12 protein-coding genes are annotated in these 16,463 nt (G+C 68.0%); 8 read left to right on the forward strand and 4 right to left on the reverse strand.

Annotation, left to right across the window (positions count from 1 at the left end; translation table 11 throughout):
- Positions 1–3: 3 nt before the first annotated feature.
- Genes ACFYWI_RS21080 through ACFYWI_RS21095 form a run of 4 tightly spaced genes read right to left on the reverse strand, consistent with a single transcriptional unit; the run spans position 4 to position 3,870 of the window.
- The gene (locus ACFYWI_RS21080; protein WP_389234498.1) at positions 4–789 is read right to left on the reverse strand and encodes a succinate dehydrogenase/fumarate reductase iron-sulfur subunit; all 786 of its coding nucleotides are present in this window, start codon (positions 787–789) and stop codon (positions 4–6) included.
- A complete protein-coding gene (locus ACFYWI_RS21085) occupies positions 786–2,738 on the reverse strand; it encodes a fumarate reductase/succinate dehydrogenase flavoprotein subunit (protein ID WP_389234501.1) in 1,953 nt (650 codons plus the stop codon). The genes ACFYWI_RS21080 and ACFYWI_RS21085 overlap by 4 nt, the downstream gene beginning before the upstream one ends.
- Before the next feature lie 14 nt (positions 2,739–2,752).
- A complete protein-coding gene (locus ACFYWI_RS21090; RefSeq protein ID WP_389234504.1) occupies positions 2,753–3,574 on the reverse strand; it encodes a hypothetical protein in 822 nt (273 codons plus the stop codon).
- Positions 3,575–3,630: 56 nt separating this feature from the next.
- Positions 3,631–3,870, reverse strand: a complete 240-nt coding sequence (locus tag ACFYWI_RS21095; RefSeq protein WP_389234507.1) for a hypothetical protein — start codon at positions 3,868–3,870, stop codon at positions 3,631–3,633.
- A gap of 319 nt (positions 3,871–4,189) precedes the next feature.
- On the opposite strand from ACFYWI_RS21095, the gene ACFYWI_RS21100 reads away from it, so the two are divergent.
- The 8 genes from ACFYWI_RS21100 to ACFYWI_RS21135 all read left to right on the forward strand — a co-directional run bounded on the left by ACFYWI_RS21100 (position 4,190) and on the right by ACFYWI_RS21135 (position 16,385).
- Positions 4,190–6,742, forward strand: a complete 2,553-nt coding sequence (locus ACFYWI_RS21100; RefSeq protein WP_389234510.1) for an ABC transporter substrate-binding protein — start codon at positions 4,190–4,192, stop codon at positions 6,740–6,742.
- A 369-nt stretch (positions 6,743–7,111) separates the two neighbouring features.
- Entirely contained in the window at positions 7,112–8,986 is a 1,875-nt protein-coding gene (typA, locus tag ACFYWI_RS21105) for a translational GTPase TypA (RefSeq protein ID WP_389234514.1), read from the forward strand.
- Positions 8,987–9,406: 420 nt separating this feature from the next.
- Complete coding sequence (locus ACFYWI_RS21110; RefSeq protein ID WP_389234517.1) at positions 9,407–11,023, forward strand: ABC transporter substrate-binding protein; 1,617 nt, start codon at positions 9,407–9,409, stop codon at positions 11,021–11,023.
- 130 nt (positions 11,024–11,153) lie between these two features.
- The gene (locus tag ACFYWI_RS21115; RefSeq protein ID WP_389234520.1) at positions 11,154–12,083 is read left to right on the forward strand and encodes an ABC transporter permease; all 930 of its coding nucleotides are present in this window, start codon (positions 11,154–11,156) and stop codon (positions 12,081–12,083) included.
- The gene (locus ACFYWI_RS21120; protein ID WP_389234523.1) at positions 12,076–13,041 is read left to right on the forward strand and encodes an ABC transporter permease; all 966 of its coding nucleotides are present in this window, start codon (positions 12,076–12,078) and stop codon (positions 13,039–13,041) included. The genes ACFYWI_RS21115 and ACFYWI_RS21120 overlap by 8 nt, the downstream gene beginning before the upstream one ends.
- 11 nt (positions 13,042–13,052) lie before the next feature.
- Complete coding sequence (locus ACFYWI_RS21125) at positions 13,053–14,111, forward strand: ABC transporter ATP-binding protein (protein ID WP_389234526.1); 1,059 nt, start codon at positions 13,053–13,055, stop codon at positions 14,109–14,111.
- Positions 14,104–15,270 (forward strand): ABC transporter ATP-binding protein, encoded by a 1,167-nt coding sequence (locus tag ACFYWI_RS21130; RefSeq protein WP_389234530.1) that lies wholly within the window; start codon positions 14,104–14,106, stop codon positions 15,268–15,270. Before ACFYWI_RS21125 ends, ACFYWI_RS21130 begins: the two co-directional genes overlap by 8 nt.
- A gap of 161 nt (positions 15,271–15,431) precedes the next feature.
- Positions 15,432–16,385 (forward strand): GNAT family N-acetyltransferase, encoded by a 954-nt coding sequence (locus ACFYWI_RS21135; protein ID WP_389234534.1) that lies wholly within the window; start codon positions 15,432–15,434, stop codon positions 16,383–16,385.
- The last annotated feature ends 78 nt before the right edge of the window (positions 16,386–16,463 follow it).

A 16,463-nucleotide genomic window follows, 5' to 3' on the forward strand; every position in this document is an offset into this window, starting at 1 on the left:
CGATCACTCCCCGCGCCGTTTGATCTTGTTGCCCAGCCACACCAGAGGGTCGTACTTGCGGTCGACCGCCCGCTCCTTCAGCGGGATCAGCGCATTGTCCGTGATCTTGATCTCCTCGGGGCACACCTCCGTGCAGCACTTGGTGATGTTGCAGTACCCCAGCCCGTGTTCGTCCTGGGCCGCCTTCTTGCGGTCCAGACCCGTCTCGGACGCCGCGTCCAGAGGGTGCATGTCCAGTTCGGCGACCCGCATCAGGAACCGCGGGCCCGCGAACGCCTCCTTGTTCTCCTCGTGGTCGCGCACCACATGGCAGGTGTCCTGGCACAGGAAGCACTCGATGCACTTGCGGAACTCCTGCGAGCGGTCCACGTCCATCTGCTGCATCCGGTACTCGCCGGCGGCCAGCCCCGGCGGCGGTACGAACGCCGGGATCTCCCTGGCCTTCGCATAGTTGAAGGACACGTCCGTCACCAGGTCCCGTACCACCGGGAAGGCGCGCAGGGGTGTGATCGTGATCGTCTCGTCGCGGGAGAAGACCGACATCCGGGTCATGCACAACAGGCGTGGCCTGCCGTTGATCTCCGCGCTGCACGAACCGCACTTGCCCGCCTTGCAGTTCCAGCGGACCGCCAGATCGGGCGCCTGGGTCGCCTGGAGCCGGTGGATGATGTCGAGGACGACCTCTCCCTCGTGCACCTCGACGTCGAAGTTCTCGAGCGCCCCGCCGTCCTGGTCGCCCCGCCACACCCGGAAGTTGGCCACGTATTGCGTGGCAGCAGTCGAACTCACTCGTAGAGCTCCTCTTCGGCGAGGTACTTGACCAGCTCCTCCTTCTCGAAGAGGGCGAGCAGGTCGGGACGGATGGGCTCGGTCGTCGTCCGGACGAGATCGATCTGTCCGCGGGGATCCCCCAGGGCGAAGCCGGGGGCGGGCTCGGCGGCCGCCGCACCACTGCTGGGACCGGCCAGTCGGCACAGCAGATTGACCCGCCGCCACGAGCGCTCCATCGTGGGACAGTCCTCGCGGGTGTGGCCGCCGCGGCTCTCCGCACGCTCCAGCGCCGCCCGCGCGATGCACTCGCTGACCAGCAGCATGTTCCGCAGGTCCAGGGCCAGGTGCCAGCCGGGGTTGAACTGCCGGTGCCCCTCGACCCCCGCCCGCCTCGCCCGCACCCGCAGCTCGGCCAGCTTCTCCAGGGCGTGCTCCATCTCGCCCGCGCGGCGGATGATGCCGACGAGGTCGTTCATCGTCTGCTGCAGCTCCTGATGGAGCGTGTACGGGTTCTCCGGCGCGGCCCCGGCCTCGGGCCCCTCGGCGCTGAACGGGCGCAGCGCCTCGGCGGCCGCCGCGTCGATCTGGGCCTCGTCCACCGCCGGCCGCTCGTCGAGCCGCTCGGCGTACTCGGACGCGTGCAGCCCCGCCCGCCGGCCGAAGACCAGCAGGTCGGACAGGGAGTTGCCGCCCAGCCGGTTGGAGCCGTGCATACCGCCCGCGACCTCGCCGGCCGCGAACAGGCCCGGTACGCCGACGGCGGCCGCGGTGTCCGACTCGACGGCGATACCGCCCATCACGTAGTGACAGGTGGGTCCGACCTCCATCGCCTCGGCCGTGATGTCGACATCAGCCAGCTCCTTGAACTGGTGGTACATCGACGGCAGCCGGCGCCGGATGACCTCGGCCGGCATACGGGTGGAGACATCCAGGAACACCCCGCCGTGCGGTGAGCCGCGGCCCGCCTTGACCTCGGAGTTGATCGCACGGGCCACCTCGTCGCGCGGCAGCAGCTCGGGGGGACGCCGGTTGTTGTCCGGGTCCTCGTACCAGCGGTCGCCCTCCTCCTCCGACTGCGCGTACTTCTCCTTGAACACGTCCGGGATGTAGTCGAACATGAACCGCTTGCCCTCGGAGTTGCGCAGCACCCCGCCGTCGCCGCGTACCGATTCGGTGACGAGGATCCCCTTCACCGACGGCGGCCAGACCATCCCGGTCGGATGGAACTGCACGAACTCCATGTTGACCAGCGGCGCGCCCGCCAGCAGCGCCAACGCCTGGCCGTCCCCGGTGTACTCCCAGGAGTTCGACGTCACCTTGAAGGACTTGCCGATGCCGCCGGTGGCCAGCACCACGGACGGTGCTTCGAGGACGAAGAAGCGCCCGGACTCGCGCTCGTAGCAGAAGGCGCCCGATACCCTCTCCCCGTCCTTCATCACACGGGTGACCGTGCACTCCTGGAAGACCTTGAGCCGGGCCTCGTACTCCCCGAACTCCTCCTTGTCCTCCTGCTGGAGCGAGACGATCTTCTGCTGGAGGGTGCGGATCAGCTCCAGACCGGTCCGGTCGCCGACATGGGCGAGCCGCGGGTACTCATGGCCGCCGAAATTGCGCTGGGAGATCTTCCCGTCCTTCGTCCGGTCGAAGAGCGCGCCCCAGGTCTCCAGCTCCCAGACCCGGTCCGGGGCCTCTCGGGCGTGCAGCTCGGCCATCCGCCACTGGTTGAGGAACTTCCCTCCGCGCATGGTGTCGCGGAAGTGGACCTGCCAGTTGTCGCCGGCGTTCACATTGCCCATAGAGGCGGCGATGCCGCCTTCGGCCATCACCGTGTGGGCCTTGCCGAAGAGCGACTTGCAGATCACCGCCGTACGGGCGCCCCGCTCGCGCGCCTCGATGGCGGCCCGCAGGCCGGCGCCTCCCGCGCCCACCACCACGACGTCCCACTGTTGCCGTTCGAGCTGAGTCATCAGGCACCTTCCCTCTAGAACAGCCGCGGATCGTCGAAGGCACCGGAGGCGACGAGATAGACGTAGAAGTCGGCGAGCGCGACGCTGATCAACGAGGTCCATGCCAGCACCATGTGACGCTCATTCAGCTTTCCGACCCAGCCCCACAGGCGGTAACGCACCGGGTGTCTGGAGAAGTGCCGCAGCCGGCCGCCGATGATGTGCCGGCAGGAGTGGCAGGAGAGGGTGTACGCCCAGATCAGCACGATGTTGACCAGGAAGACGAGGGTGCCGAGGCCCATGTGGCCCCACTCGTAGTGCTCGTCGCGGAAGGCGAGCACCGTGTCGTACGTGAGGATCCCGGCGACCGGGAGGGCGGCGTAGAAGAAGTACCGGTGGATGTTCTGCAGGATCAGCGGGAAGCGGGTCTCACCGGTGTACGTCTTGTGCGGTTCGGCGACCGCGCAGGCCGGGGGCGAGGCCCAGAAGCCCCGGTAGTAGGCCTTGCGGTAGTAGTAGCAGGTCAGCCGGAAGCCGAGAGGGAAGATCAGGATGAGCAGGGCGGGGGACAGGCCCCACCAGGTGCCGAAGATCTCCCAGTTGGGGCCGTCCCGCATCGGCACGCAGTTCTCTGCGAGACAGGGCGAGTAGAACGGCGAGACGTACGGGGCCGCGTAGTAGTCGGCGTTGGAGAACGCGCGCCAGGTCGAGTAGACGATGAAGGCGAGCAACCCGGCGGCGGTCAGGGCCGGCGCGAGCCACCAGCGGTCCGTCCGAAGATGACGGGGGCCGACGGTGGCGCGCGTGACGGAGTGCACGCCGGTATTGATTTGTGGTGGTTCAGTGCCTGTGGCCAACGAAGACTCCGAGTGGAGTGGTATCGGGTGCGAGCTGAGGCCTGCGTACGAGCAGGTCAGGGCGCGTGCCGGTCGCGAGCACCCAGCCCCTCGTCGTCCGAGTCCGTCCACAGCGCGTTGTCGTACGGGGTGTCGGGGATGGTGACCAGGTCCGGGCGGCCCGGCGGCTTCGGCGCAGGCGTGGCGGCCGGGCCGGTTCCGCGCAGCTGATCGACGGTCTGCTCCAACTGTCCGACACGTCGGACGAGCTCGTCGATGCGGTGCTGCATCGCCGACAGATCTTCCTGCTGGGACATGACTTGCCCTCACTTCCGCAGGGTGCGGTGGCATCGCTCATGCGCCTGCGAGTGTCGCGCGTCACATCCCCGCTTGTGAAGGGATGTGCAGGGATTCCCGGCGCATGGGACGTCGGTGCGCCCCTCGTGGTCGTTTGTTTCACCCACCATTTTGTCCTGTTAGTCGGCGGTATGCGGGATTCACGGTTGGACCGCGTGGGTGACCTTCCGGCCGGGATCGCCGTGTCTGCGTCGACTTCCGGATTCGGTCCGTTTCAGTGAAGGGAAATCAGTGTGATCATCTCCAAATTCGATGAAAACGGACAAAGAGGTGCGAGTCATGTCCCAGGTCGATGCGCCACGCGGGAGGACATGCTCCCGAACGCTCCGCTCCGTCGCACTGCTCGCCGGCGGAGTGCTCGCCCTGCCCGCCCTGGCAGGCTGCAGCACCGGTGACGACGGGAGCGATGCCAAGGCCGCGGCCCAGGACATCGCCGCCACCGGGCGGGACATGATCGCCGACGGCGGCACGCTGCGCTGGGCGGTCGACACGACGCCGGTCACCCTCAACGCCTTCCAGGCCGATGCCGACGCCACCACGAGCCGCATCGCGGGAGCCGTCCTGCCCACCCTGTTCACACTCGACGATCAGGGCCGCCCGCAGCGCAATCCCGACTTCCTCGAATCGGCGAAGGTCGTCGAACGCGAGCCCCAGCAGGTCGTGCTCTACAAGCTCAACCAGCAGGCGGTGTGGAGCGACGGCCGTGAGATCGGCGCGCCGGACTTCGTCTCGCAGTGGCGGGCCCTCAGTGGCAAGGACTCCTCGTACTGGACGGCGCGCAATGCCGGCTACGAGCGGATCGCGAAGATCGAACGCGGCGCCAACGACCTTGAGGTCAAGGTCACCTTCACCAGGCCCTACGCGGACTGGCAGTCCCTGTTCACACCGCTCTACCCCAAGGAGGTGACCGGCAGCCCGGCCGCGTTCAACGACGGAGCCCGCGGCAGGCTCAAGACGATGGCCGGTCCCTTCCGGGTGTCGTCGATCGACCGTGCGGCGGGCACGACCACCCTCGTACGCAACCCGCGCTGGTGGGGCCGGCAGGCCAAGCTGGAACGCCTGGTGCTGACCGCGGTACCCCGCGACAAGCGCCTCGCCGCGCTCACCGAGGGCAAGCTCGACCTCGCCGAGATCGACCGGTCCGCGGCAGAACGTATCTCCATGGCCCGGCGCGACGCCGGTTCGAGCGGCCGCCCGGCCGCCCACGGCCCCGGTTCGGACCAGGCAGCGGCCGAGGCGCTCGAGTCGCGTGCACTGGCCGACGGCTCCCTGACGGCCGAAGCCGCACGGCAGGTCCGCGAGCAGCTCGCGGAGGCACAGCAGGAATACGGCACGGAGCAGAAGGCGCTGCGCAGGTTCGTGGTCCGCAAGTCGCTGGAGCCCGCGTACACCCAGCTCGCGCTGAACGGCGAGTCCGGGCCGCTCGCCGACGAGCGGGTGCGCCGGGCGGTGGCCCGGGCGCTGGACCGCAAGGCGCTGGCCGAGAACGTCCTGGCGCCGCTGGGCCTGCCCGCCGAGCCGCCCGGGAGCCATCTGGCACTGGCCGGGCAGCATGCGTACGCCGACAACAGCGGGGCGCTCGGGGAGCAGAACACGAAAGAGGCCCTGGCGCTGCTGGCCGACGCGGGCTGGAAGCCCGTCGGGGCGCTCAAGAAGTCCGCGCCCGCCAAGGCGGGTGGCGAGGCCGGGGCCGAGAAGGCGGACGACAAGCCGGAGGACACCGCATCCGACGAAGGGCTGTACATCGTCGGCGACGACAAGCCCGAAGGCCGCGGCAGCGACTCCAGCAGTACGCACATCCTCGCGGCCGCACCCGGCGCCGCCTTCCAGAGCCTCGCCGTCCAGCGTCAGGCCGCCTTGCTCGGCGGCGCCGCGGCCCCGGCGCGGGGCGCCAAGATCCCCGAGCACCGGGACGGCATGGCCGGTGCGTACGCCCCTCCCGGCAGCGCTGCGCCTCAGCCCGCCGCGCCCGGCAGTGCTGCACCCATGTCCGTCCCGCCCGGGAGCAGTGCTCCCCAGCCCGCTGCGCCCCAGCCTGCCGCTCCCGGCAGCGTGGCGCCCCAGCCCGGCGTGCCCGGCGATGCTGCGCCCCAGCCTGCCGCGCCCGGCAGCGTGGCGCCCCAGCCCGGCGCCCCCGGCGATGCTGGGCTCATGTCCGCCTCGCCGGGCAGCGCGACGCCCAGGTCGGCCGCGCCCGGCAGCGCGGCGCCCAAGCCCGCCCCGGTCGGCGGGGCGCTCGGCAAGAACGGCAAGCCGCTGTCCCTGCGTTTCGTGCTCCCGTCGGGGCCCGGCTCGCAGACCCTGCGTGCGGTCGGCGGCAGGATCGCGCGGATGCTCGACCGGATCGGCGTGCGCACCGAGATCACCAATGTCGCCGACGAAAGCTACTTCAAGGACCACATCGCGTCCGGTGAATACGACCTGGCGCTGTACTCCTGGCCCGCCACCGCCTACCCGGCGACGGACGCCCGGCCGATCTACGCCAAGCCCCGGCCCGCATCGGACGGCTCGCTGCTGGTCGAGCAGAACTACACCCGGGTCGGTACGGACTACATCGACCAGCTCTTCGATCAGGCGGCCGGCGAACTGGACGAGGACGACGCCCGTGACCTGGTACGCCGGGCCGATGCCCGGATCTGGGCCGCTGCCGGGTCCATCCCGCTCTACCAGCGCCCCGAGCTGGTCGCGGCGGTGCCCCGGGTGGTCAATGCCGGTGCCTTCGGCTTCGGGACCCCCCAGTACCAGGACATCGGCTTCAAGAAGCCCCAGGCGAAGGCAAAGGCGAAGGCCAGGGCCAATGCCGGCCAGAACCGGATCACCGAGGAGAAATAGCAGGTCACAACCTCAGAACTGGCTCAAGTCGCTTGCCCGTCGGCATCGCCGGCGGGCAAGCTCGTGCCGACCCTCGACCCAGCTCCTTCTCCTGGCCGGCGCGTGCCCCCCGTACCTCGCGCAGGCCCCGCGCATACCCCGCTCGGCCCGTGCGCCGGCCGCCGCTCGTCCACCCCGCGGCCGCTCGTCCCCCCACTTTCCGGGCGCCGCCCTCCGGCGTGATCCGCGCCTCGTTCGCCCCTTCCCCCATCGTTCCGGGCCGCCGGTCACCCGGCGGGACCCGTACCATAGGACTAGCCGTGGCGTGTCAGCCCGGCGGGGCGGACCGTCAGACGCCTTATCCCACGATCGAGAGAAGCGCCAGCCAGCATGCCCACGCGCCACGACATCCGTAACGTCGCCATCGTCGCCCACGTCGACCACGGCAAGACCACCCTGGTCGACGCCATGCTGAAGCAGGCCGGTGCGTTCGCCGCGCACGCCGCCGAGCACCTCGACGACCGGATGATGGACTCGAACGACCTGGAGCGTGAGAAGGGCATCACGATCCTCGCCAAGAACACCGCGGTGAAGTACCACCCGAAGGACGGCGGGGACCCGATCACGATCAACATCATCGACACCCCCGGCCACGCCGACTTCGGTGGCGAGGTCGAGCGCGGTCTGTCGATGGTCGACGCGGTCGTGCTGCTCGTGGACGCCTCCGAGGGCCCGCTCCCGCAGACCCGCTTCGTGCTCCGCAAGGCCCTCCAGGCCAAGATGCCGGTCATCCTGTGCATCAACAAGACGGACCGTCCCGACTCCCGCATCGCCGAGGTCGTCGACGAGACGTACGACCTCTTCCTGGATCTGGACGCCACCGAGGAGCAGATCGAGTTCCCGATCGTCTACGCGTGCGCCCGCGACGGCGTCGCCTCGCTGACCAAGCCGGAGGACGGCACCGTCCCGGCGGACAGCGACAGCCTGGAGCCGTTCTTCTCCACGATCCTCGCGCACGTCCCGGCCCCCGAGTACGACGAGTCCGCACCGCTCCAGGCCCACGTCACCAACCTGGACGCCGACAACTTCCTCGGCCGTATCGCGCTCTGCCGTGTCGAGCAGGGTGAGCTGAAGAAGGGCCAGACCGTCGCGTGGATCAAGCGTGACGGCACGATCTCCAACGTCCGCATCACCGAGCTGATGATGACCGAGGCGCTCACCCGCAGGCCGGCCGAGAAGGCGGGCCCGGGCGACATCTGCGCCATCGCCGGTATCCCGGAGATCATGATCGGCGAGACCCTCGCCGACCCCGAGAACCCGATCGCGCTCCCGCTCATCACGGTGGACGAGCCCGCGATCTCGATGACCATCGGTACGAACACCTCGCCGCTGGTCGGTAAGGGCGGCAAGGGCCACAAGGTCACCGCCCGCCTGGTGAAGGACCGCCTGGACCGCGAGCTCGTCGGTAACGTGTCGCTGCGCGTGCTGCCCACCGAGCGTCCCGACGCCTGGGAGGTGCAGGGCCGCGGTGAGCTGGCTCTCGCCATCCTCGTCGAGCAGATGCGCCGTGAAGGATTCGAGCTGACGGTCGGCAAGCCCGAGGTGGTCACCAAGCAGGTCGACGGCAAGCTGCACGAGCCGATCGAGCGCATGACCATCGACTCTCCCGAGGAGCACCTCGGTGCCATCACGCAGCTGATGGCGACCCGCAAGGGCCGTATGGAGACGATGACCAACCACGGCTCCGGCTGGATCCGCATGGAGTGGATCGTGCCGTCGCGCGGCCTCATCGGATTCCGTACGGAGTTCCTGACGCAGACCCGCGGCACCGGTATCGCGCATTCCATCTTCGAGGGCCACGAGCCGTGGTTCGGCGAGCTGCGCACCCGTAACAACGGCTCGCTCGTCGCCGACCGCTCCGGTTCCGTGACGCCGTTCGCGATGATCAACCTCCAGGAGCGGGGCGTCATCTTCGTCGAGCCCGGCACCGAGGTCTACGAGGGCATGATCATCGGTGAGAACTCGCGCTCCGACGACATGGACGTGAACATCACCAAGGAGAAGAAGCTCACCAACATGCGTGCCGCGTCCGCGGACACCACGGAGAACGTGGTGCCGCCGCGCAAGCTGTCGCTGGAGCAGTCCCTGGAGTTCTGCCGTGACGACGAGTGCATCGAGGTGACCCCGGAGACGGTCCGCATTCGCAAGGTCGTTCTGGACCAGAAGGAGCGCGGTCGCACCGCCTCCCGCGCCAAGCGCAACTGACGTATCGTCAGAGCCCGGACAACAGGCTCTCCAGACGGCCCGGCCCCCCGCAGACACTGTGGGGGGCCGGGCCGTTCGTCAACTTGTTTTCGGGGCCCGGGTGTCCGGATATCGAGCATCGCTCTCCGGAACATGTGTTAACGGTCCGTTTCGCGGGTGTCTGTCTGTGATCGCTTTGTCCGGATTTCGGGCTGGAGGGCCGCTCTGATGTTGTCAAAACGAGACCCTTTAAGTGTGGTTTACAGCCCTGACCTACTTAATAGTTGGCTCCATTGAGCTCGGGTCAATGGGTCAAGCGCTGTGGGGAGCGCCGACTCACGAGCACACTCGGGGTACTTGACGAGCCCGCTGTCAGGGGTGTCAGCGCGCGTAGAACGGTGCCCTTCTTGTAGTGACAAGTGGACTCATGAGGAGGAACCCATGCGTGGTGCCAAGAGCGCCAAGTGGGTCGCGGGTGCGATTGTTGTCGCCCTGGCGGCCACTGCCTGTGGCAGCGGCGGTGGCGAAGAGGGCAAGAAGAACCCGGCGGGCAAGCCCGCAGGTTACGTCTCGATCGATGTCGGCGAGCCGCAGAAGCCGCTGATCCCGGCCGACACCAACGAGAGCCTCGGCTCGTACGTCATTCAGTCGCTCTTCACCCAGCTGCTGGACTTCGACGCCAAGGGCAACATCGTCTACACGAACGCCGAGTCGGTGGAGACCAAGGACTCCAAGACCTGGACCGTGAAGCTCAAGTCGGGCTGGAAGTTCCACAACGGCGAGGCCGTCACCGCGCAGTCCTACGTGGACGCCTGGAACTGGTACGCCAACATCAAGAACAACCAGCAGAACAGCTTCTGGTTCTCCGACATCGCCGGCTACGCGGACGTGCACCCCGAGAAGGGTGAGCCGAAGGCCGACAAGATGTCCGGTCTGAAGGTCGTGGACGACACCACCTTCACGATCGAGCTGACGGACAAGGTTCCGTACTTCAACTACAAGCTCGGTTATGCGACGTTCGCGCCGCTGCCGAAGGTCTTCTACGACGACCCGAAGGCGTTCGGCCAGAAGCCGATCGGCAACGGTCCGTACAAGTTCGAGAAGTGGACCCACAAGAAGCTGATCCAGGTTGCGGCCAACCCTGACTACCAGGGCCCCAACAAGGCGCAGAACAAGGGCATCCAGTTCAAGAACTACGCGACCGTCGAGGCCGCGTACCAGGACGTCGTCTCCGGCAACCTGGACATCATCCGCCAGGTCGGCCCGACGGACCTGCCGAAGTACAAGCAGGACCTGGGCGACGGCGCGATCGAGCAGCCCTACGCGGCCATCCAGTCTCTGGTCCCGGCGTTCTACAGCAAGACGTTCAAGGACATCGACCCCAAGGTCATCCAGGGTCTGTCCATGGCGATCGACCGTGACACGATCACCAAGACCGTCCTGAACAACACCCGTACCCCCGCGACGAGCTTCACGCCGCCGCAGGTCAAGGGCAACCAGGACCTGGGCACGGACGTCTTCACGTACAACCCGGCGAAGGCCAAGAAGCTGATCAAGGACGGCGGCGGCGTCCCTGAGAACAAGCTGTTCATCCAGTACAACAGCGACGGCGGCCACAAGGAGTGGGTGACCGCGGTCTGCGAGTCCATCCGCAAGGCCACGGATGTCGACTGCGTCGGCGACCCGAAGCCGGACTTCCCCACGGACCTCGAGGCCCGTGACAACAACCAGGTGAAGTCGATGTACCGCGGTGGCTGGGTGGCCGACTACCCGGTCAACGTGAACTTCCTCAAGGAGCTGTACCACTCCAGCGCCGAGTCCAACAACGGTCGTTTCTCCGACAAGGAGATCGATGCGGCGATGGCGAAGGGCGACAAGGCGGCGTCCCTGGAAGAGTCTGTGAAGGCCTACCAGGAGGTCGAGAAGAAGCTGCTCGAGAAGATGCCGGCGATCCCGCTGTGGTACTACCGCATCAACGGTGGCCACGGTAAGTCCGTCAGCAACGTCGCGGTGGACTTCCACGGCGACCTCGAGCTGACCGGCGTCACCGTCAAGTAGCGCCTGCGGGCCTCATCCCCCACTCGGCCGTCATCCGCCGCCGTCGGTCATGATCCGGCGGCGGCGGTGGTCCGGAGGCTGTCGTCACAGGCAGCCTCCGTACCGCTGTTAACCCCTCACGGAGGCACCCATGGGGCGCTACGTCGCACGACGACTGCTCCAGATGATCCCGGTGTTCATCGGGTCTACTTTGTTGATCTTTGCCATGATGTTCGCGCTGCCCGGCGACCCCGTCAGAGCGCTCATGGGAGACCAGGCGTTCGACCCGACCGTCGTCGCGTCCATCAGGCACGATCTCGGTCTCGATCTGCCGCTCTGGCAGCAGTATCTGCACTATCTGGGCAATCTGGTGACCGGTGACTTCGGCACGGAGATCGCCAGCCAGCGCCCCATCGCCGACGTCATCGCGCAGGCGTTCCCGGTCACCATCCGGCTGACGCTCTTCGCGTTCACCTTCACGGTGATCGTCGGCATCGGTCTCGGGATCATCGCAGGTCTCAAGCCCGAGTCCGTCCGGGACCGGGGCCTGCTGACCCTCACCCTCGTGCTCATCTCGATGCCCTCCTTCGTGCTGGGTTACCTGATGCAGTACCTGTTCGCCTTCCAGTGGGGGCTCACCACGCCGACCGTGCAGGACTCCGAGAGCTTCGGGGATCTGTTCCTGCCGGCCATCGTCCTCGGCTCGCTCTCCCTCGCGTACGTGGCCCGGCTGACCCGTACGTCGATGGCGGAGAACCTGCGCGCCGACTACATGCGTACGGCGGTGGCCAAGGGCCTGCCGCGCCGCCGGATCGTCGGCGTCCACCTGATGCGCAACTCCCTTGTCCCGGTGGTCACTTTCCTCGGCACCGACATCGGCAACCTGATGACGGGCGCCATCGTCACCGAGGGCATCTTCAACGTGCAGGGCGTCGGATACGCCATCTTCCAGGCGCTGATCCGCCGTGAAGGTGCCACGGTCGTGGGCATCGCCTCGCTGATCGTCCTCGTCTACCTGCTCGCCAGCCTGCTCGTCGACCTGCTGTACGCGGTCCTGGACCCGAGGATCCGGTATGCCTGAGAAGATCGCAGAGACCGCGAAGACCTCCGAGCAGGTCATCACCGCGAGCGCTCCCGACACCGCCCTCGTGGCCGAGGCAGGCCCGGCTCCGGCGAAGGCGCGCAGCCTCTGGTCCGACGCCTGGCACGATCTGCGCCGCAACCCGCTGTTCCTGATCTCGGGTGTCCTGATCCTGGCGCTGATCGTCATATCGGCCTGGCCCGGCCTGTTCACCAGCGCGTCGCCGCGCGACGGCGACCTGGCCAACCACTTCCTCCAGGGGCCGAACTGGAGCCACTTCTTCGCGGCCGACTGGCTCGGGTACGACGGTCAGGGCCGCTCGATCTACGCCCGCGTCCTCTACGGTGCGCGTGCGTCCATCCTCGTCGGCGTCGGCGTGACCATCCTGGTCACCGTCCTCGGCACCTTCGTGGGCATGATCGCCGGCTACTTCGGCGGCTGGCTCGACAACCTGCTGTCCCGGATCACCGACGTCTTCATGGGCATCCCGTTCATGCTCGGCGCCCTGGTGGTCCTCACCAGCTTCGAGAAGCGGTCCGTCTGGGTCGTCATCCTGGCGCTGGCGTTCCTCGGCTGGACCCAGATCGCCCGAGTCGCCCGCGGCTCGGTGATCACCATCAAGCAGGCCGACTACGTGGTGGCCGCCAAGGCGCTCGGCGCCTCGACCACCCGCATCCTGACCAAGCACGTCCTGCCCAACGCGCTCGCGCCGATCATCGTCGTCGCGACCATCGCACTCGGCGGCTACATCGCGGCCGAGGCCACGCTGTCCTTCCTCGGTGTCGGACTCGCCGAGCCGACCGTTTCGTGGGGTGTCGACGTCTCCAGTGGACGTGAGCAGCTGCGCAACGCACCCCATGTCCTGATCATCCCGTCGGTGATGGTCTCGGTCACGGTGCTCTCGTTCCTTATGTTCGGCGATGCAGTGCGCAACGCCCTCGACCCCAAGCTGCGCTGAGGAGGGCGTACGTGACCATCATCGAAGAAACCGCAAACGTCCCGGCGCCCCGTGCGGGCAGCGAGGGCTCCGGCCCGCTGCTCGAAGTGCGCGACCTGCACGTCGAGTTCCACACCCGTGACGGTGTCGCCAAGGCCGTCAACGGCGTCAACTACAGCGTCGACTCGGGCGAGACCCTGGCGGTGCTGGGTGAGTCCGGTTCCGGCAAGTCCGTGACCGCACAGGCCATCATGGGCATCCTCGACATGCCGCCCGGCAGGATTCCGCAGGGCCAGATCTTCTTCCGTGGCCAGGACATGCTGACCATGAGCAACGAGGAGCGGCGGAAGATCCGCGGCCGGAAGATCGCGATGATCTTCCAGGACGCGCTGTCCTCCCTCAACCCCGTGCTCTCCGTGGGTTACCAGCTCGGTGAGATGTTCCGCGTCCACCAGGGGCTGTCCAAGAAGGACGCCAAGACCAAGTCCATCGAGCTGATGGACAAGGTCAAGATCCCGGCGGCCAAGGCCCGGGTGGGCGACTACCCGCACCAGTTCTCCGGCGGTATGCGCCAGCGCATCATGATCGCCATGGCGCTGGCCCTGGAGCCGGACCTGATCATCGCGGACGAGCCGACCACCGCCCTCGACGTGACCGTCCAGGCCCAGGTCATGGACCTGCTCGCGGAGCTGCAGCGCGAGTACAACATGGGTCTGATCCTGATCACCCACGACCTCGGCGTGGTCGCCGACGTCGCGGACAAGATCGCCGTGATGTACGCGGGCCGGATCGTCGAGACCGCGCCGGTGCACGAGCTGTACAAGCGGCCGGCCCACCCGTACACGCGGGGCCTGCTGGCGTCGATCCCGCGCCTGGACCAGAAGGGCCAGGAGCTGTATGCGATCAAGGGTCTGCCGCCCAACCTGCTGAAGGTCCCGACCGGTTGCGCCTTCAACCCGCGCTGCCCCAAGGCGGACGACATCTGCCGTACGGAGATCCCGGCGCTGGCGCCGGTGACCGAGCAGGACGGCAGCGAGCTGCCCGGCCGCGGCAGCGCGTGCCACTTCTGGAAGGAGACGATCCATGGCTGAGCTCAAGAAGACGAACGAGGCCGTGGACGCCGCCGACGCCGTGGACGCGACTCCGAACGTGACCGAGGTGGAGACCGTCGAGGCGCCCACCGAGGAGGCGGCCGTCGCGGCGCTCGAAGCCAAGGTCGAGCGGGGTGAGCCGATCCTCCAGGTGCGCAATCTGGTCAAGCACTTCCCGCTGACCCAGGGCATCCTCTTCAAGAGGAAGGTCGGCGCGGTCAAGGCCGTGGACGGGATCTCCTTCGATCTCTACCAGGGCGAGACGCTCGGCATCGTCGGCGAGTCCGGCTGTGGCAAGTCCACGGTCGCCAAGCTGCTGATGACGCTGGAGACGGCGACCTCCGGCGAGGTCTTCTACAAGGGCCAGGACATCACCAGGCTGTCGGGCCGCGCGCTGAAGGCCGTGCGCCGCAACATCCAGATGGTGTTCCAGGACCCGTACACCTCGCTGAACCCGCGCATGACGGTCGGCGACATCATCGGCGAGCCTTTCGACATCCACCCCGAGGTGGCTCCGAAGGGCGACCGCCGCCGCCGGGTGCAGGATCTGCTGGACGTGGTGGGGCTCAACCCCGAGTACATCAACCGCTATCCGCACCAGTTCTCGGGCGGCCAGCGCCAGCGCATCGGCATCGCACGTGGTCTCGCGCTCAACCCCGAGATCATCATCTGCGACGAACCGGTCTCCGCGCTGGACGTGTCGGTCCAGGCTCAGGTCATCAACCTGATGGAGAAGCTGCAGGACGAGTTCAACCTCTCCTACCTCTTCATCGCGCACGACCTGTCGATCGTCCGGCACATCTCCGACCGTGTCGGCGTGATGTACCTCGGCAAGATGGCCGAGATCGGCACCGACCAGCAGATCTACGACCACCCGACGCACCCCTACACCCAGGCGCTGCTGTCGGCGGTCCCGGTTCCGGACCCCGACGCCCGTGAGGGCCGCGAGCGGATCATCCTCACCGGAGACGTCCCCTCGCCGGCCAACCCGCCGTCGGGCTGCCGCTTCCGCACCCGGTGCTGGAAGGCCGAGGACAAGTGCGCCACCGAGGTCCCGCTGCTCGCGGTGCCCGAGCGCTTCAAGGGCTCGGACACCCCGGCCGCGCACGAGTCGGCGTGCCACTTCGCCGAGGAGAAGAACGTCGTCCACGCGGCGTAGTCCTGCCCTGAGCACGTGAGTGAGGCCCCGTCCGCCGCATCGGTGGACGGGGCCTCGCCGTGTCCGGGCGTGCGCCGGAAGCCGCGGGGCGCCTGGAACGGCGTCGGCCCGACGGGGGAAATTCCGTTGCGAGGCCGAGATCTCGCCCGGACAGTGGCCGCATGTCCCTCACTGTCCGGCCGGCCGTCCTCGAGGACGCGCCCGCCGTCTGCGCGCTGATGAACGCCGTCGATGTGGTCGAGATCGGCCGCCCGGAGACCGATCTGCACACGGTCGAGGCCGACATGGCCCACGGAGACACCGACCTCGCCCACGACTCCTGGCTGGCGTGCGACGACAACGGACCGGTGGCGTACGGGATCGTGTGGAGCGAGTCCGAGGGCGAGGACATCGGCGCCGACCTGTACGCGCTGCCGGACCGGGACGAGGCCGCCGCCGATGTTCTGGAGTGCATGGAGGCCAGGGCCGCAGTGAAGGCGGCGGCGAGTGGAGCCGCCCGGGCCGTGGTCCATCTGCATCTCAACACCCGCCCCGCGCTCGACACCGCGCTGCTTGAGCGCCGCGGGTGGCGGACGGTACGCCGCTACCAGGTGATGACCCGTCCGCTGTCGCCGGACGTCGACGTCGTGCCGGGGCCGCCCGCCGGACTGACCCTGCGTCACTGCCGCGACGAGGCCGATCGGCGCATCGCACACGCCTTGGCGCAGGAGACCTTCGCCGAGCACTTCGACCACCACGAGCGCAGCTACGAACAGTGGCTGGAGGACATGGACGCAGCCCGGATCGACTGGTCGCTGGTGTGGATCGCCTCGATCGCGGGCGAGGGCGACGTGGCCGTGCTGCTGAGCCGCGACGACCGCGCAGCCATGGGCTGGATCCGCACCATCGGGGTACGCAAGGCGGCCCGCGGCCGCGGGGTCGGCGGCCATCTGCTGCGCCATGCCTTCGGCACGTACGCGGCGCGCGGCCGGGACACGATCGGGCTCGGTGTGGACACCGGGAACGCCTCGGGGGCACTGGGGCTTTACGAGGCGCACGGCATGACACTGCATTACGCCGTCGACACCTGGGAGGTGGTCCTTCCGGCGGCCCTGGAGTCCACTCGGGTGTCATGAAAGTGAGTTAGATTCCCTTTGTGGTGATATTGGGCCCGGGGGCACCGCCCAGCGGCAGCTGGGGGAAGCACTCGGGAC

Origin of the sequence: Streptomyces sp. NPDC002889, from assembly GCF_042888425.1 — a bacterium.
Lineage (GTDB): Bacteria > Actinomycetota > Actinomycetes > Streptomycetales > Streptomycetaceae > Streptomyces.

Excerpts from the sequence above, each read along its gene's own strand:
- ACFYWI_RS21085 (WP_389234501.1), bottom strand. The coding sequence starts at position 2,738 with ATGACTCAGCTCGAACGGCAACAGTGGGACGTCGTGGTGGTGGGCGCG.
- ACFYWI_RS21095 (WP_389234507.1), bottom strand. The coding sequence starts at position 3,870 with ATGTCCCAGCAGGAAGATCTGTCGGCGATGCAGCACCGCATCGACGAG.
- ACFYWI_RS21100 (WP_389234510.1), top strand. The coding sequence starts at position 4,190 with ATGTCCCAGGTCGATGCGCCACGCGGGAGGACATGCTCCCGAACGCTC.
- typA (WP_389234514.1), top strand. The coding sequence starts at position 7,112 with ATGCCCACGCGCCACGACATCCGTAACGTCGCCATCGTCGCCCACGTC.
- ACFYWI_RS21110 (WP_389234517.1), top strand. The coding sequence starts at position 9,407 with ATGCGTGGTGCCAAGAGCGCCAAGTGGGTCGCGGGTGCGATTGTTGTC.
- ACFYWI_RS21115 (WP_389234520.1), top strand. The coding sequence starts at position 11,154 with ATGGGGCGCTACGTCGCACGACGACTGCTCCAGATGATCCCGGTGTTC.
- ACFYWI_RS21120 (WP_389234523.1), top strand. The coding sequence starts at position 12,076 with ATGCCTGAGAAGATCGCAGAGACCGCGAAGACCTCCGAGCAGGTCATC.
- ACFYWI_RS21130 (WP_389234530.1), top strand. The coding sequence starts at position 14,104 with ATGGCTGAGCTCAAGAAGACGAACGAGGCCGTGGACGCCGCCGACGCC.
- ACFYWI_RS21135 (WP_389234534.1), top strand. The coding sequence starts at position 15,432 with ATGTCCCTCACTGTCCGGCCGGCCGTCCTCGAGGACGCGCCCGCCGTC.